Source organism: Aureimonas altamirensis, from assembly GCF_001463885.1.
Taxonomy (GTDB): domain Bacteria; phylum Pseudomonadota; class Alphaproteobacteria; order Rhizobiales; family Rhizobiaceae; genus Aureimonas; species Aureimonas altamirensis.
In genome coordinates, this window is sequence record NZ_BBWQ01000010.1 from 319262 (window position 1) to 333803 (window position 14542).

Annotated in this window: 12 protein-coding genes; 10 read left to right on the plus strand and 2 right to left on the minus strand. The window is 65.8% G+C overall.

From position 1 onward, the window contains the following. Positions 1–9 precede the first annotated feature (9 nt). The 5 genes from AUL31_RS07555 to AUL31_RS07575 all read left to right on the plus strand — a co-directional run bounded on the left by AUL31_RS07555 (position 10) and on the right by AUL31_RS07575 (position 6292). A complete protein-coding gene (locus tag AUL31_RS07555) occupies positions 10–582 on the plus strand; it encodes a DUF2585 domain-containing protein (protein ID WP_082646845.1) in 573 nt (190 codons plus the stop codon). Then, a complete protein-coding gene (gene glgX / locus AUL31_RS07560) occupies positions 564–2624 on the plus strand; it encodes a glycogen debranching protein GlgX (protein WP_060603974.1) in 2061 nt (686 codons plus the stop codon). Before AUL31_RS07555 ends, glgX begins: the two co-directional genes overlap by 19 nt. Positions 2625–2669: 45 nt before the next feature. After that, a complete protein-coding gene (gene mutL, locus AUL31_RS07565; RefSeq protein WP_060603778.1) occupies positions 2670–4496 on the plus strand; it encodes a DNA mismatch repair endonuclease MutL in 1827 nt (608 codons plus the stop codon). 65 nt (positions 4497–4561) lie between these two features. After that, a complete protein-coding gene (locus AUL31_RS07570; protein WP_060603782.1) occupies positions 4562–4804 on the plus strand; it encodes a DUF2093 domain-containing protein in 243 nt (80 codons plus the stop codon). A gap of 12 nt (positions 4805–4816) precedes the next feature. Continuing rightward, complete coding sequence (locus AUL31_RS07575; protein ID WP_060603786.1) at positions 4817–6292, plus strand: CYTH and CHAD domain-containing protein; 1476 nt, start codon at positions 4817–4819, stop codon at positions 6290–6292. A 9-nt stretch (positions 6293–6301) separates the two neighbouring features. On the opposite strand, the gene AUL31_RS07580 is transcribed toward AUL31_RS07575, so the two are convergent. Continuing rightward, a complete protein-coding gene (locus tag AUL31_RS07580) occupies positions 6302–7423 on the minus strand; it encodes a saccharopine dehydrogenase NADP-binding domain-containing protein (RefSeq protein ID WP_060603978.1) in 1122 nt (373 codons plus the stop codon). 127 nt (positions 7424–7550) lie between these two features. Between AUL31_RS07580 and AUL31_RS07585 the strand changes: the two genes are divergently transcribed. From AUL31_RS07585 to AUL31_RS07605, 5 genes are all read left to right on the plus strand, one after another. Beyond that, complete coding sequence (locus tag AUL31_RS07585; RefSeq protein WP_060603789.1) at positions 7551–7991, plus strand: Lrp/AsnC family transcriptional regulator; 441 nt, start codon at positions 7551–7553, stop codon at positions 7989–7991. A gap of 135 nt (positions 7992–8126) precedes the next feature. Next, positions 8127–9722, plus strand: coding sequence for a peptide ABC transporter substrate-binding protein (locus tag AUL31_RS07590; protein WP_060603792.1), 1596 nt, complete (start codon positions 8127–8129; stop codon positions 9720–9722). A gap of 22 nt (positions 9723–9744) precedes the next feature. Beyond that, the gene (gene oppB, locus AUL31_RS07595; protein WP_060603795.1) at positions 9745–10668 is read left to right on the plus strand and encodes an oligopeptide ABC transporter permease OppB; all 924 of its coding nucleotides are present in this window, start codon (positions 9745–9747) and stop codon (positions 10666–10668) included. Continuing rightward, on the plus strand, positions 10661–11806 hold the full coding sequence (locus AUL31_RS07600; RefSeq protein WP_060603799.1) for an ABC transporter permease subunit: 1146 nt from the start codon (positions 10661–10663) through the stop codon (positions 11804–11806). Before oppB ends, AUL31_RS07600 begins: the two co-directional genes overlap by 8 nt. Further along, entirely contained in the window at positions 11803–13464 is a 1662-nt protein-coding gene (locus AUL31_RS07605; protein ID WP_143190209.1) for an ABC transporter ATP-binding protein, read from the plus strand. Before AUL31_RS07600 ends, AUL31_RS07605 begins: the two co-directional genes overlap by 4 nt. Here the strand turns inward: AUL31_RS07605 and AUL31_RS07610 are convergent. Next, entirely contained in the window at positions 13410–14477 is a 1068-nt protein-coding gene (locus AUL31_RS07610; protein WP_060603802.1) for an NAD(P)-dependent alcohol dehydrogenase, read from the minus strand. The genes AUL31_RS07605 and AUL31_RS07610 overlap by 55 nt on opposite strands. Between the last annotated feature and the right edge of the window lie 65 nt (positions 14478–14542).

The following is a 14542-nucleotide window of genomic DNA, read 5'->3' on the forward strand; positions in this document are numbered from 1 at the left end:
GGCATGGCCATGGAGGGCACCCGTCGCATTCATGGGCGGTGGTGGCTGGCGACGCTCGGCGTCGTCATCGCCGCCGCCGCCATCCTGCTGACCATGGGCCGCGTCCCGATCTGCGAATGCGGAACGGTGAGGCTTTGGCACGGCGCGGTCGCCAGTTCCGAAAACTCGCAGCATCTGTCGGACTGGTACTCGCCCTCGCACCTCATCCACGGCTTTATCTTCTACTGGTTCCTGTGGCTCATCAGCCGCAACAAGAGCATGGGGTGGCGCCTGTTCATCGCCACCATCATCGAGGCCGGCTGGGAGATCGTCGAAAACACCGATGCGGTCATCGCGCGCTATCGCGACTCCACCATCGCGCTCGACTATTTCGGCGACAGCGTGCTCAACTCCGTATCCGACATCGGCTTCATGATTGTCGGGTTCCTTCTGGCATGGCGGCTGCCGGTCTGGGTAACCGTCGCCATCGCCGTCTTCTTCGAGCTGTTCACCGGATACATGATCCGCGACAACCTGACGCTCAACGTCATCATGCTGGTATGGCCGCAGGACTGGATCCGCGCATGGCAGGGCGGCGCTTGACCGGCATCACCGCCGAACGGGGCCTGCCGCCACGCCTTGGCGCGGTGGTGGATGGCGACGGTGTCCACCTCTCCATCGTATCGCGCCATGCCGACAGGATGGAGCTCTGCCTGTTCGAGGGCGGCATGACGCGCGAGAACCGGCGCCTTGTGCTGCCGGGGCGGCAGGGCGACGTCTTCTTCGGCTTCGTGCCGGGCCTGCAGGCCGGTGCGCTGTACGGCTATCGTGCCTACGGCCCCTGGGAGCCGGCCAACGGCCACCGCTTCGATCCGTCGAAGCTGCTGGTAGACCCGTATGCCCTCGCGCTGGACAGGCCATACGCCTACGATCCGCGCCTGTCCGCACCGCACGATGCCGCGGTCGATACCGCCTCCCTGGTGCCCCGTGCCATCGTGACGGAACTTCCGCTCGATGCCGCGCCGATGCCGCCGGGCATTCCGGGCTTTACCTATGAAGTGTCGGTGCGCGGCTATTCCATGCGGCATGACGGCATCGCCCCCACCCTGCGCGGCACCCTGGCCGCGCTGGCGGAGCCCGCGCTGATGGACCATATCGCGGGGCTTGGCGTCCAGACGGTGGAACTGATGCCCCTGTGCGGGTGGGTCGACGAGCGGCACCTCCATGCACTCGGCCTGCGTAACGCCTGGGGGTATAACCCCGTCACGCATATGGCGCTCGACCCGCGCCTTGCCCCCGGTGGCTATGCCGAGCTGCGCCGCGTCGTGGATGCGTTCCATGCACGCGGCATCCGCGTGCTGGTCGATGTGGTGCTGAACCATTCGGGCGAGAGCGACGTGTTCGGCCCCACCCTCTCCTATCGCGGACTGGACAACCGCCTATATTACCGCGCCCATCCGGACGATCCCGGCCTTCTCGTCAACGATACCGGCTGTGGCAACACGCTGGCGCTGGAGCGTGAGCCGGTCGGGCGCATGGCGCTCGACGCCCTGCGACTGATGGTGCAGGCGGCCGGCGTCGATGGTTTCCGGTACGATCTCGGCACGGTCCTCGGACGCACCGAAACCGGTTACTTCGAGCCCGACGCACCTTTGCTGCGGCAGATCACCGAAGACCCGGTCCTGCGCGACCGTATCCATGTGATGGAGCCATGGGACATCGGCCCCGGCGGCTACCAGCTCGGCAATTTCAAGCCGCCCTACCACGAATGGCAGGATCGTTTCCGCGACGATGCACGCCGCTTCTGGAAGGGCGAGGACGCAATGGCCGGCGCCCTTGCCACCCGTCTTGCCGGCTCGGCAGACCTGTTCCAGCGCAATGGGCGTGTTCCGTCCGCCGGCGTCAACTTCATCGCCGCGCATGACGGGTTCTCGCTGGCCGATATCGTCTCCTACGAGCGCAAGCACAACGAGGCGAACGGCGAGCAGAACCGCGATGGGCACAACGAAAACCATTCGTGGAACTGGGGTGTCGAGGGCTTCACCCGGGATGCGGCGGTGATCGAGGCGCGCAAGCGCGATATCCGCGCCCTTTTGGCAACCTTGTTCGTGGCGCGCGGCACCCCGATGCTGACGGCTGGCGACGAATTCGGCCGCACGCAGGGCGGCAACAACAACGCCTATGCGCAGGACAACGACCTGTCATGGCTGGACTGGGCGGCCGCCGACTTGGCGCAGGCAGCCTTTACCGCGCGGCTCGCGAAGTTGCGGGCAAGGCACGCCGCCTTGTCGGCCGATACCTGGCTGAGCGGCGAGCCCACCGAGGGGTGCGACCTGCCGGACGCTGCCTGGTACGGACAGAACGGCATCCTGACCATCGACGAATGGCGGCAGGCAGACCGCCGCCTCCTCGGCCTGTTTCTGCGGCGCGCCGACGACGGCGTTTTTGCCGTGTTCAATGCCGCCATGGACGAAGCGACGATGGCCTTGCCGCCGGCCCGGCCGGGCCGCAGGCTGGTGGTGAAGTTGCGTTCCGACACGCCGGACGCACCGGAGGCGACGGCCTCGAACATGTTGCGGGTCGGGCCGCGCTCGGTGACGATTGTGGTGGAAGACGCAGCCGACCCATCGCAATCGGCGGCCTGACCTCTTAGGTTGGGCCGCATCCGATTTACCCAGCCCCATAACGCGATGACGATCCGCCAGCTATCCGAACATATGATCGACCAGATCGCCGCCGGCGAAGTGGTCGAGCGGCCGGCCAGCGTCGTCAAGGAACTGGTGGAAAACGCACTGGACGCGGGGGCACGGCGTATTTCCATCGTTACGGCGGGCGGCGGCAAAAGCCTGCTCCGGGTGACCGACGATGGCTGTGGCATCCCGGCAGAGGAACTGCCCCTCGCCGTGCGGCGGCACTGCACGTCCAAGCTTGCCGAAAGCCTGCACGATATCGCAACGCTCGGCTTTCGGGGCGAAGCGCTCCCCTCCATCGGGTCGGTGGCGCGGCTGTCGATCCGCTCGCGGCCGGCCAGCGCGGCGGATGCCGCCGAAATCCGCGTCGAAAACGGCGTCCTGCAGGGGCCGCGCCCGGCAGCCCTGTCGCAGGGGACGGTGGTGGAGGTGCGCGATCTTTTCTACTCCATCCCGGCGCGGCTGAAATTCCTGAAGGGCGAGCGTGCCGAAAGCGGCGCGATCACCGACGTGGTGCGCCGGATCGCACTGGCCTTTCCGGAAGTGCGCTTCGAACTGACGGGAGAAGACCGCACCCCCACCGTCTACGAGGCGGCATCCGACCCGTTGGCGCGCATCGCCGACGTGATCGGCAAGGATTTCGCCGACAACGCGCTCGCGCTCGATGCCCTGCGCGAGGGCGTGGGGCTGACGGGCTTTGCCGGGCTGCCCAATTTCAATCGCGGCAACGCGCTGTACCAGTTTTTCTACGTCAACGGCCGTCCGGTGCGCGACAAGATGCTGCTGTCGGCCATGCGGGGCGCATATCTGGATGCCATGGCAAAGGACAGGCACGCCGTGGCCGCGCTGTTCCTGACCATCGATCCGCGCGACGTGGACGTGAACGTGCATCCCGCCAAGGCGGATGTCCGCTTCCGCGACCCCGGCCTGGTGCGCGGGCTGGTCGTCGGCGCCATCCGCGCGCGGCTGGCCGATGGCGGATTGCGGTCCACCACCAGCGGCGCGGAAGCGATGCTGGCGGCCTTCCGTCCCGCCATGACGGCGGAGAGCCCGCGTTCAGGCACGTTTGGCCAGGGCTATCGGCCGGAAGCAAGGCCCATAGGCTATACGCCGGCCGCCTCCCCCTTCCGACCGCTGGGCAGTGCCGCCGGCGGCGGTTTTGCGTCCCCCGGCCCGATGGGCGGGGTGCTGCCAATCGCGCCCTCGGCGCGCATCGGCGACCAGACAGAGCAAACGGCCGGCGAAACTTTCCCGCTGGGAGCGGCGCGCGCCCAGATCGACAAGGCGTTCATCGTGGCGGAAACGCCCGACAGCCTCGTGATCGTGGACCAGCATGCAGCCCACGAGCGGCTTGTCTATGAGGCCCTGAAGACGGCCCTGCACGACAGGCCGCTGCCGGCCCAGATGCTGCTGATCCCCGAGATCGTCGATTTGCCGGAGGCCGATGTGGACCGGCTGATGGACGCGGCAGAGACGTTCCAGCGCTTCGGCCTGGCGCTGGAGCGCTTCGGCCCGGGCGCCATCGCCGTGCGCGAGGTGCCGGCCATGCTGGGGCAGGTCGACACCGTGCAACTGGTACGCGATCTTGCCGACGAGCTGGCCGGCTCCGAGACGAGCGACGGGTTGAAGGCCCGCATCGACCATGTGGCCGCCACCATGGCATGCCACGGATCGGTCCGATCGGGCCGGGCCCTGCGGGCCGACGAAATGAACGCACTTCTGCGCGAAATGGAGCGCACACCGGGCTCCGGGCAATGCAATCACGGACGGCCCACCTATATCGAGCTCAGGAAGGTCGATATCGAGCGCCTGTTCGGTCGGCGTTGACGATGCCCCGCCGACCTGATTGAACCATAGCCGCGACATCGAATGCGAACGGGAAAGCCACGGTAATGATGAACCGCATGGACGGCGGCGGGGAAGCCAGGATCAACTATCTGGACGGGGATTTCGAGGTCGTGCGCCCCGGTGCCTACGTGCTGTGCGCCGTAACCGGGCAACCCATCCCCCTCGACCTTCTGCGCTACTGGAGCGTCGCCCGGCAGGAGGCCTATGTCGACGCGGCCGCCAGCCTGAAACGCGAGTTGCAGGTAAACCCGTCTCTTGGCCGCTCCGGCGGCCGCGCCACCGGCTAGAGCAGGCGGCGCATGTCCCTCCCCTCCAATGGCCATGAGATCGAGCTTAAGCTCCTGATTGACCCGGCGGAGGCGGACAGGCTTGTCGGGTCCGACCTGTTCGGCGAGCCGGACCATGTCCGGACCACGCACACCGTCTATTTCGATACGCCCGCGCTCGACCTTGCTGCGGCCGGCTTTTCGTTGCGCGTGCGTGAAAGCGGCGGAGCGTTCGTCCAGACGGTCAAGGCGCTCGGCAACGAAGCGGCCGGGCTGATGGCGCGCCCGGAATGGGAGCGGGAGCTCCTCGGCCCCACGCCGATGCTCGACGACGAACGCCCCATCTGGCAAGGCATGGGTGACCGCCTGCGGATGGTGGCACCGCTGTTCGAGGTCGATGTAGAGCGCCGTAGCTGGACCATTTCGCAGGGCAATTCCGTGTGCGAAATCGTGCTGGACAGGGGTATCGTGCGGGCGGGCGACCGCCAGGCTCCGGTCTGCGAGATCGAGATCGAGTTGAAGGCCGGCGAAGCCGCAGACCTGTTCGCGCTGGCCCGCCGGATCGACGAGGTGGCGCCCGTATGGCCCGGTGTGATGACCAAGGCAGAGCGCGGGCACCGGCTTCTCGGTCCTGTCCGCCAAGCGGCCCGGTCGCAAGCGGCGACGCTGTCCGAGGGCATGAGCAGCGCGGTTGCCTTTCAGCGGATCGCATCGGCCTGCCTGCGTCAGTTCCGGCTGAACGAGATGCAGGTTGACCCGACCTATCCCGCAGCGCTGCATCAGACCCGGGTGGCCATTCGCCGGCTGCGTTCGGCCTTGTCCATGCACAAGGACATGCTGGCCGGAGAGCAGCTTTCGGCCATGCGGTCGGCCTTTCGCGATCTTGGCGCCACATTGGGCGAGGCGCGCGACCTCGATGTGCTTGCCGCACGCATGGAAGGGTCGGCCTATCTGGAGCCGGTGGAACAGGCGCGCCGCGCCGCTTATGAGCGCGTGGCGCAGGCCCTTAAGTCGCAACGGACCCGGGCGCTTCTTCTGGATTTTTCGCAGTGGCTGTCTTTCGGCGACTGGATCGCCGCTGCCGGGACGCAGACGCTTCGGCAGGCGCCGGCACGCGATACCTCATCGCAGATCCTGTCCCGCCAGTTCAGGAAGGTTCGCAAGGCCGGACGCCATTTCGAAACGCTGGACGATTCGGGGCGGCACGATTTGCGCAAGATGGCGAAGCGCTTGCGTTACGCCGTGGAGTTCTACGCCCCGCTGTTCGACGACAAGCGCGGCCTCAAGCGCCAGAAGCGCCTTCTCGACGCTTTGGAAGCCCTTCAGGATGCACTCGGCGCGCTGAACGATCTGGCTGGCGCCCCGCAGACGATCACGCGGCTCGACCTTGGCGCGGACGCCGCTTCGCAGATCGCCGGCCATGTCGGCGAAGACAGGAGAGACGATCTCCTGGCCAAGGCCGCCCGTGCCCATAAAGCCATCCGGGCGGCCAAGCCTTTCTGGAAGTAGCCCGCCCCTTCACGCCGCGTCGCGCAGCCGCTCGGAAGCGCCATCCACCGCGCCCTGCCGCACATAGCGGCGGCCGAACCGGTTGGCCAGGAAGACATCGAATGGCACGTCCTCCTGCCGCACGAAGCCCCTTTGCGGCAGGATGCCGGCCGACAGGAGATCCAGCACCGTGCAGATACCGGCTGCGGTGGTGATCTGGATGGCGCTGTGCACCTCCCCGGCAATGAGCCCGCTATGGATACGGCGCGCATCGGTTTCCTGCGTCAGGCGCCCGTTCCGCATTCCCGTGACGGTGGCGAAAGTCACCACCACGTCCTGCCGCGTTGCGGGAAGCGCATGCTCCATGATGTCTTTCAGCACCTCGCGGCGATGCCGCAGGCCGAGATCGTTGAGCAGCGTCTTCATGATTGCCGCATGGCCGGGATAGCGCATGGTGCGGTAATTCAGCGACCGGACCTTGCCGGCATAGGTTTCGCAGAGCGAGCCGAGGCCGCCCGACGTGTTGAAGGCTTCGTACTGCGTGCCGTCTATGGACAGCATCTCGAGCTCTTCCATCGCCGGCACGAGGATCTTGCGGCCATCGACGATGGCCTCGCACGGCTCGATATACTCGTTGATGACGCCGTCCGTGCTCCACGTCAGGTTGTAGCCAAGCGCGTTCGAAGGAAACTCCGGCAGCGCACCGACCCGCAGGCGCATGGTGTCCAGCGTATCGAACCTGCCCGCAAGGGCGTTGGCCACGATGGAGATGAAGCCCGGCGCAAGCCCGCATTGCGGGATGAAGGCGGTGGTGCTGCCCTTTGACAGCTCCGTGACGCAGCGGGTGGAAGCGACGTCCTCCGTCAAATCCAGATAATGCACGCCGCTGGCTGCGGCGGCCTGTGCAATCGCGGTCGTAAGCTGGAAGGGGGCGGCGCTGAGGACGGCATAGCGCCCTTTCAGAAGCGCACGCAGCGCGGCCTCGTTGCGGATGTCCACACTGGCCGCCTCGACGTTCGGGCAGCGGGCGCCTGCCGCCGCTGCCGCCGCATCGCGATCCGCGACGGTGACGCGATAATCTCCTGTCTCGGCCAGCATCGCGGCGATGGCCGAGCCGATCTTTCCGGCTCCGATGACGACGATATCGCGCATGAACATACCCTCCGACTGATGCGACCGATCGTCCCATCAATGGACCATGCGAGGCTTTACAGATCAAACCGTCGAATTCTATGTTTCGACGATAAATTTAGACAGATCGACAACTGGTTTCGTCATTATGCAAATTTCTCCCAAGGACCAAGCGCTGCTTGCGCTTCTGGCCGACAATGCCCGCACACCGGTGGCCGATCTTGCGCGGCGGTTGGGCCTGTCGCGGACGACGGTGCAGGCACGGATCGAGCGGCTGGAGCGTGCCAACATCATTTCCGGCTATACCGTGCGGCTTGGCGCGGAGATGGAGCGCCATCTGGTGAAGGCGCATGTGCTGATTACGGTGCGCCCCAAGCAGGCGGCCCGCACCATCGCGGAACTGACCGACATGGCCGAGGTCCGCATGCTCCATTCCGTCAGCGGCGAGGTCGACCTGATCGCCATTGTCGCGGCGGGGTCCGTCGCCGCCCTCGATGCCGTGCTGGACAGGATCGGAGAGCTCGACGGCGTCGAACGCACACAGACATCGGTGATCCTGGCAACGAAGGTCGACCGGTCGTCGGCCTGATGATCGCGCTTCCGTTGACGTTTGGGGAAATCGCAACCGCCAGTATTTACAAAGGGGTCGAATGACGCTCGAATGACAAGAATACTTAATTGGAGGTAGCGCCAACCGGCTGCTGCCCCGCGCGGAGGTGCCTGCATGAAGAACCGGACCTGGTTTGCATTCCTGAGTTCCGCCGTGCTCGGCACGGCCATCCTGACCATTCCGGCCGGCGCGGAAACGCTCAGGCGCGGCAATGCCGGGGAACCGCAGACGCTGGACCAGGCCCACACCTCCATCGATGTCGAGGCCAATATCCTCAAGGACCTTTACGAAGGCCTGACCATCTACGGCCCCGACGGCGAACTCGTACCCGGCACGGCGGAAAGCTGGACCGTGTCGGACGACGGCACCGTCTATACGTTCAAGCTGCGCGCCGATGCCAACTGGTCCAATGGAGACCCGGTAACGGCGGATGATTTCGTCTATTCGTTCCGCCGGCTGCAGAATCCGGAGACGGCGGCGGGCTATGCCAACATCCTCTACCCGATCAAGAATGCCGAGGCGATCAACACTAGCGGCATGCCGGTGGACCAGCTTGGCATGCGGGCCGTGGACGCCAAGACGCTGGAGATCACGCTCGAACGTCCGACGCCCTTCTTCCTGGAGCTTCTGTCGCACCAGACGGGCCTTCCGGTGCATCCGGCCACCGTCGAGGCCGAGGGCGGAAATTTCGTGCGGCCCGGTACGATGGTGTCCAACGGCGCCTTCAAGCTGACGGAGCAGGTCGCCAACGATCACATCACCGTCGCCCGCAACGACGAATATTGGGATGCCGCCAATGTCGCGCTGGACAGCGTGATCTTCTACCCGATCGAGGACCAGGCCGCCGCGTTGCGGCGGTTCCAGGCCGGCGAACTGGATATCAACAAGGAGTTTCCCGCCGACCAGCTCCAATATCTGCGCGAGCAGCTTGGCGAAGCGGTCCGGGTGACGCCGTACCTTTCGACCTATTACTACACGTTCGACACGCGCACCGCGCCCTTCGACAACGTCGATGTCCGCCGTGCCTTGTCCATGGCGGTGGACCGCGACTTCCTGTCGGAGGAAATCTACGGCGGGGCGCAATTGCCGGTCTATGCGATGGTGCCTCCGGGCATGGAGCATTACGGCGAGCCCGCCGAGGCGGATTTTGCCGAAATGAGCCAGCTCGACCGCGAGGACGAGGCCGTCAGGCTGATCGACGAGGCGGGCTACGGCCCCGGCGGCAAGCCGCTGGCGGTTGAAATCCGCTACAACACGAACGCCAATCACGAGCGGGTGGCAACGGCCATCGCCGACATGTGGTCCACGGTACTGGGCGCAAATGTAACGCTGACCAATCTCGACGTCTCGTCCCATTATGCCTACCTGCAGGAAGGTGGCGCCTTCAACGTGGCGCGTGCGGGCTGGGTGGCCGACTATGCCGATCCGGAAAATTTCCTGGCGCTCAGCCTGTCGAGCAACAAGACCTTCAACTACGCGCATTGGAGCAATGCCGAGTTCGACGCGCTGATGGCGCAGTCCTACAATGAGCGCGATGTCGAGAAGCGGTCCGGCCTCATGCACCAGGCCGAGACCATCCTGATGCAGGAACAGCCGGTCGTGCCTTTGATGAACACGGCCTCGCTATGGCTCGTGTCCGACAAGGTTTCCGGCTGGGAGGACAACGCGGTCAACGTGCACCTGTCCAAATATCTGACGGTCGAGCGGTAGGCCGGCGACCCGGCCGAAATCCATGTTCCGGTTCGTTTCCCACCGGCTGATGAGCGCCGTGCCTACGGTCTTCATCGTCGTCACCCTGTCGTTCTTCCTGATGCGGCTTGCGCCGGGCGGTCCTTTCAACCTGGAAAGGCCGCTGCCACCGGCGACGATGGCCAACATCATGGCGACGTTCCAGCTCGACCAGCCGCTCTATGTGCAATACGGCACCTATCTGAAAAACGCCCTGATTGGCGATTTCGGACCAAGCTATATCTACCGCGACTATTCGGTGGCGGAGCTGATCATGCAGGCCCTGCCCTATTCGATCACGCTTGGCCTCTGGGCGCTCGCCTTCGCCCTCGTCGGCGGCGTCACGGCCGGCGTCATCGCAGCCCTGCGCCAGAACGGCTGGGTCGACTATGCCGTGATGAGCGTCGCGACGGTCGGCGTGACCATTCCCAACTTCGTCGTGGGGCCGCTGATGTCGCTGGTCTTCGCGGTGATCCTGTCCCTGGTGCCGGCTGGCGGCTGGGGCGATGGCGGCTTCCGCAATCTCGTTCTGCCGGTCATCGCGCTCGGCCTTCCGCAACTCGCCGTCTTTGCACGGCTGACGCGCGGCTCGATGATCGAGGCTCTGCGCACCGACCATATCCGCACCGCGCGGGCCTATGGCCTGCCCGCCCGCAGCGTCGTCGTCACGCATGCGATGCGCGGTGCGATGCTGCCAATCGTGTCCTATCTGGCGCCATGCTGCGCGGCGCTCCTGACCGGCTCGACGGTGGTGGAGACCATCTTCACCATCCCCGGTGTCGGCCGCTACTTCGTGGAAGGCGCGCTGAACCGCGACTACACATTGGTTATGGGCACGGTCATCCTGATCTCCGTCTTCATCATCGTGTTCAACCTTCTGGTCGACATCCTCTACGCGCTGCTGGACCCGAGGATTCGCCATGACTGATCTTTCGGCAGAGGCGCCGGCACCGGCACCGGCGCCGGCGGCGCAGACGCGCAGCAGAAGCCTGCTGCAACTGGCGCTGATGCGGCTGCGCCGCAACCGCGCCGCCATGGCCGGCCTGGTCGTGCTGGTACTGGTGACGCTGTTCTCCTTCGGCGGGCCGCATCTGATCGACCACCGCTACGACCAGGTCTTCGCTTCCTATGTGGCGGTTCCGCCGAGCCTGGAGCCTCTCCCGCGCGAGGCCGATCTGCAGGCCGCGGTCGAGGGCGTCACGCGCCGCGCCCGGGTCGACCTTGCCGACTTCACCATCGAGGACGGCGCGTTCCGGGCAAGCATCACAAGCGAGCGGGAGATCGATCCGCGCGTGACCCGCTATTTCGACCGCGTCAACGAGTTTGCCGGGTCGCAGGTCGAGGAGGCCTCGGCGGACGGCCGCAGCATGGTCGTGACCGGCCGGGTGCAGCAGGCGCTGTTTCCCTTCGGCACCGACCGCAACGGGCGCGACCTTCTGGTGCGTACGATGGTCGGCGGGCAGATATCGCTGGTCATCGGCGTCCTCGCCTCCATCGTCGCCCTCGTCATCGGCGTCACCTATGGGGCCATCGCCGGCTATCTGGGCGGGCGCGTCGACAATGTCATGATGCGGCTGGTTGAGATCCTCTATTCCCTGCCCTTCGTCTTTCTCGTCATCATGCTGGTCGTCTTCTTCGGCCGTTCCTTCGTGCTGATCTTCATCGTGATCGGGCTGGTGGAATGGCTCGACATGGCCCGTATCGTGCGCGGGCAGACCCTGTCTCTCAAGCGGCGCGAGTTCGTGGCCGCCGCCGAGGCGATGGGGCTGACCGACTGGCAGATCATACGCCGGCACATCATCCCCAATACGATCGGCCCTGTCGTCGTCTTCGTCACCATCGTCGTGCCCAAGGTGATCCTGCTCGAAAGCTTCCTGTCCTTCCTGGGCCTCGGCGTGCAGGCGCCGCTGACCAGTTGGGGCGCCCTCATCTCGGAAGGCGCGGCCACCATACAGGCGACGCCCTGGCTGCTGATCTTCCCGGCCACCTTCTTCTGCGTCACGCTGTTCGCGCTCAACTTCATCGGCGACGGGCTGCGCGACGCCTTCGACCCCAAGGATCGCTGACGATGAGCGACGACGATATCCTGACGCTGACGGGGCTGGACGTCACCTTCGCCACCGAGGACGGGCCGGTGCACGCGGCGCGCGGGGTGTCGTTCGGCGTCCGCCGCGGCGAAACCCTGGCCGTGGTAGGCGAGTCCGGGTCCGGCAAGAGCCAGACGATGATGGCGGTCATGGGCCTTCTGGCCGCAAACGGCCACGCCACCGGGTCGGCGCGTTATCACGGAACGGAGCTGATCGGCCTTCCGCCGAAAGAGTTGAACCGCTACCGCGGCGCGCGCATCTCGATGATCTTCCAGGAGCCGATGACCTCGCTCGATCCGCTCTATACGGTCGGGCGGCAGATCCGGGAAGTCATCCGCCACCACAACCCGATGCCGGGCCGGGCGGCGCGGGCACGCGCCCTGGAGCTGCTGGCGCTGGTCGGCATACCGGAGCCGGAGCGCCGCATCGACGCCTATCCGCACGAATTGTCGGGTGGGCAGCGACAGCGCGTCATGATTGCCATGGCGCTTGCCAACGAGCCCGAACTGCTGATCGCCGACGAGCCGACCACCGCGCTCGACGTTACCGTCCAGGCGCAGATCCTGGACCTCATCGCGTCGTTGCAGAAGCGTCTGGGCATGGCCGTGCTGCTGATCACGCACGATCTGGGCGTGGTGCGCAACTACGCCTCGCGTGTCGTGGTGATGCGGCGGGGAGAGGTCGTGGAAACCGGACCGGCGTCCACCATCTTCGACCATCCGCAGCATGACTACACCCGCATGCTCATCGCGGCAGAACCGGCAGGCCGCAAGCCGCCGGTGCCGGCGGGCACGCCGTCCATCCTGTCGGCCCGGGACGTCAGCGTCGATTATCTGCTGCGCGGCAACGGCTTCCTGCGCGGTACGCGCCTGTTTCGGGCCGTCGACAAGATCTCTCTCGACCTGAAGCGTGGCCAGACCATCGGCATCGTGGGGGAATCGGGGTCCGGAAAATCGACACTCGGGCGCGCCATCCTGCGGCTGGTTCCCTCGGAAGGGCGCATCCTCTTCGAAGGGCAGGAGATCGGCACGCGCGACAAGGCGGCGATGCGGCCGCTGCGGCGCGAGTTGCAGTTGATGTTCCAGGACCCGTATGGCTCGCTCAGCCCCCGCCTTACCGTGGGCGAGGTCATCACCGAGGGCCTGCTCGTCCACGAACCATCCATCGGCAAGGCGGAACGGGACAGGCGCGCGGCCGCCGCGCTGGAAGAGGTCGGTCTGCCGCCCTCGGCGCGCAACCGCTACCCGCACGAATTCTCGGGCGGGCAGCGGCAGCGCATCGCCATCGCGCGGGCCATCATCCTGAAGCCGAAGGTGATCGTGCTGGACGAGCCGACCTCCGCGCTGGACCGGTCGGTGCAGGTGCAGATCGTGGCGCTGCTGCGCAAGCTGCAGGACGAGCACGGATTATCCTACGTGTTCATCAGCCACGATCTCAGCGTCGTGCGCGCCATGTCGGACCACATCATGGTCATGAAGGACGGCATGCTGATGGAGGAAGGCGGGACGGATGACATCTTCACCCGCCCCAAGGCAGATTATACGCGCAGCCTCATCGCTGCAGCGTTCCAGGACGTCCGGGCTCAGGCGGCCGCGCGCGTTTCGTCCAGCGACGCCATGTCGATGACGAACCGGTAGTGCACGTCGCCCTTGACGGTCCGCTCGAAGGCTTCGTTGATGTCCTTCATGCGGATCATCTCGATATCGCAGACGATGCCGTGCTCGGAGCAGAAATCCAGCATCTCCTGCGTCTCGGCAATGCCCCCGATCAGCGATCCCGCCAGCGACCGGCGCCTGAAAATGAGCGGGAAGCCGGCGACCGGCGGCTCGATGGGCTCCAGCACGCCCACGATGATCTGTGTACCGTCGCGCTTGAGGGCGTTGTTATACGGGTTCAGATCATGCGGCACAGGCACCGTGTTCAACACGAAATCCAGCGTCTCCGCGACCGCGTTCATCTGCTCCTCGTCGGTCGACAGCACCACATGGTGCACCCCGAGCGCGCGGGCCTCGGCTTCCTTCGACTTAGAGCGGGTGAACAGCGTCACCTCGGCGCCGAGCGCCACACCGAACTTGATTGCCATATGTCCGAGCCCGCCAAGCCCGACGACGCCGAGCTTGTGCCCCTTGCCCACCTTCCAGTGGCGCAGCGGCGAATAGGTCGTGATGCCGGCGCACAGCAGCGGCGCCGAGGCGGCCAGATCCAGCCCCTCGGGCATGCGGAGCACGAATGCCTCGCGTACGATGATCTGGTCCGAGTAGCCGCCATAGGTGGGCAGGCCGTCCTGCTTGTCCGTGTCGGCATAGGTCTGCGTCATGCCCTTTTCGCAGTACTGCTCCAGCCCATCGGCGCAGGAGGGGCAATCCTGGCAGGAATCGACCATGCAGCCGACGCCAACATTGTCGCCCGGCTTGAACGCGGTGACGGCCGCGCCGACCTCGGTCACCCGACCGACGATCTCGTGTCCGGGAACCAGCGGATAGGTGGCCACGCCCCAGTCGTTGCGGACCTGGTGGATATCGGAGTGGCAGACGCCGCAATGGGTGATTTCGATGCGGACATCGTCATCCCGCAGGTCGCGCCGCTCGAAGCTCCAAGGCTTCATAGGCTCGTTGGCAGCCGTGCAGGCAAAGCCATAGCTCTGGATCATCTTCAGTCCCTTCGGGTCGGAAAAGTGTGAACCGGAGATAAGGCCCGTTGGCCGGATGGGAAGCG

Coding starts and splice junctions, on each gene's coding strand:
- AUL31_RS07555 (WP_082646845.1), top strand. CDS start 10: ATGGAGGGCACCCGTCGCATTCATGGGCGGTGGTGGCTGGCGACGCTC.
- glgX (WP_060603974.1), top strand. CDS start 564: ATGGCAGGGCGGCGCTTGACCGGCATCACCGCCGAACGGGGCCTGCCG.
- mutL (WP_060603778.1), top strand. CDS start 2,670: ATGACGATCCGCCAGCTATCCGAACATATGATCGACCAGATCGCCGCC.
- AUL31_RS07570 (WP_060603782.1), top strand. CDS start 4,562: ATGATGAACCGCATGGACGGCGGCGGGGAAGCCAGGATCAACTATCTG.
- AUL31_RS07575 (WP_060603786.1), top strand. CDS start 4,817: ATGTCCCTCCCCTCCAATGGCCATGAGATCGAGCTTAAGCTCCTGATT.
- AUL31_RS07580 (WP_060603978.1), bottom strand. CDS start 7,423: ATGCGCGATATCGTCGTCATCGGAGCCGGAAAGATCGGCTCGGCCATC.
- AUL31_RS07585 (WP_060603789.1), top strand. CDS start 7,551: ATGCAAATTTCTCCCAAGGACCAAGCGCTGCTTGCGCTTCTGGCCGAC.
- AUL31_RS07590 (WP_060603792.1), top strand. CDS start 8,127: ATGAAGAACCGGACCTGGTTTGCATTCCTGAGTTCCGCCGTGCTCGGC.
- oppB (WP_060603795.1), top strand. CDS start 9,745: ATGTTCCGGTTCGTTTCCCACCGGCTGATGAGCGCCGTGCCTACGGTC.
- AUL31_RS07600 (WP_060603799.1), top strand. CDS start 10,661: ATGACTGATCTTTCGGCAGAGGCGCCGGCACCGGCACCGGCGCCGGCG.
- AUL31_RS07610 (WP_060603802.1), bottom strand. CDS start 14,477: ATGATCCAGAGCTATGGCTTTGCCTGCACGGCTGCCAACGAGCCTATG.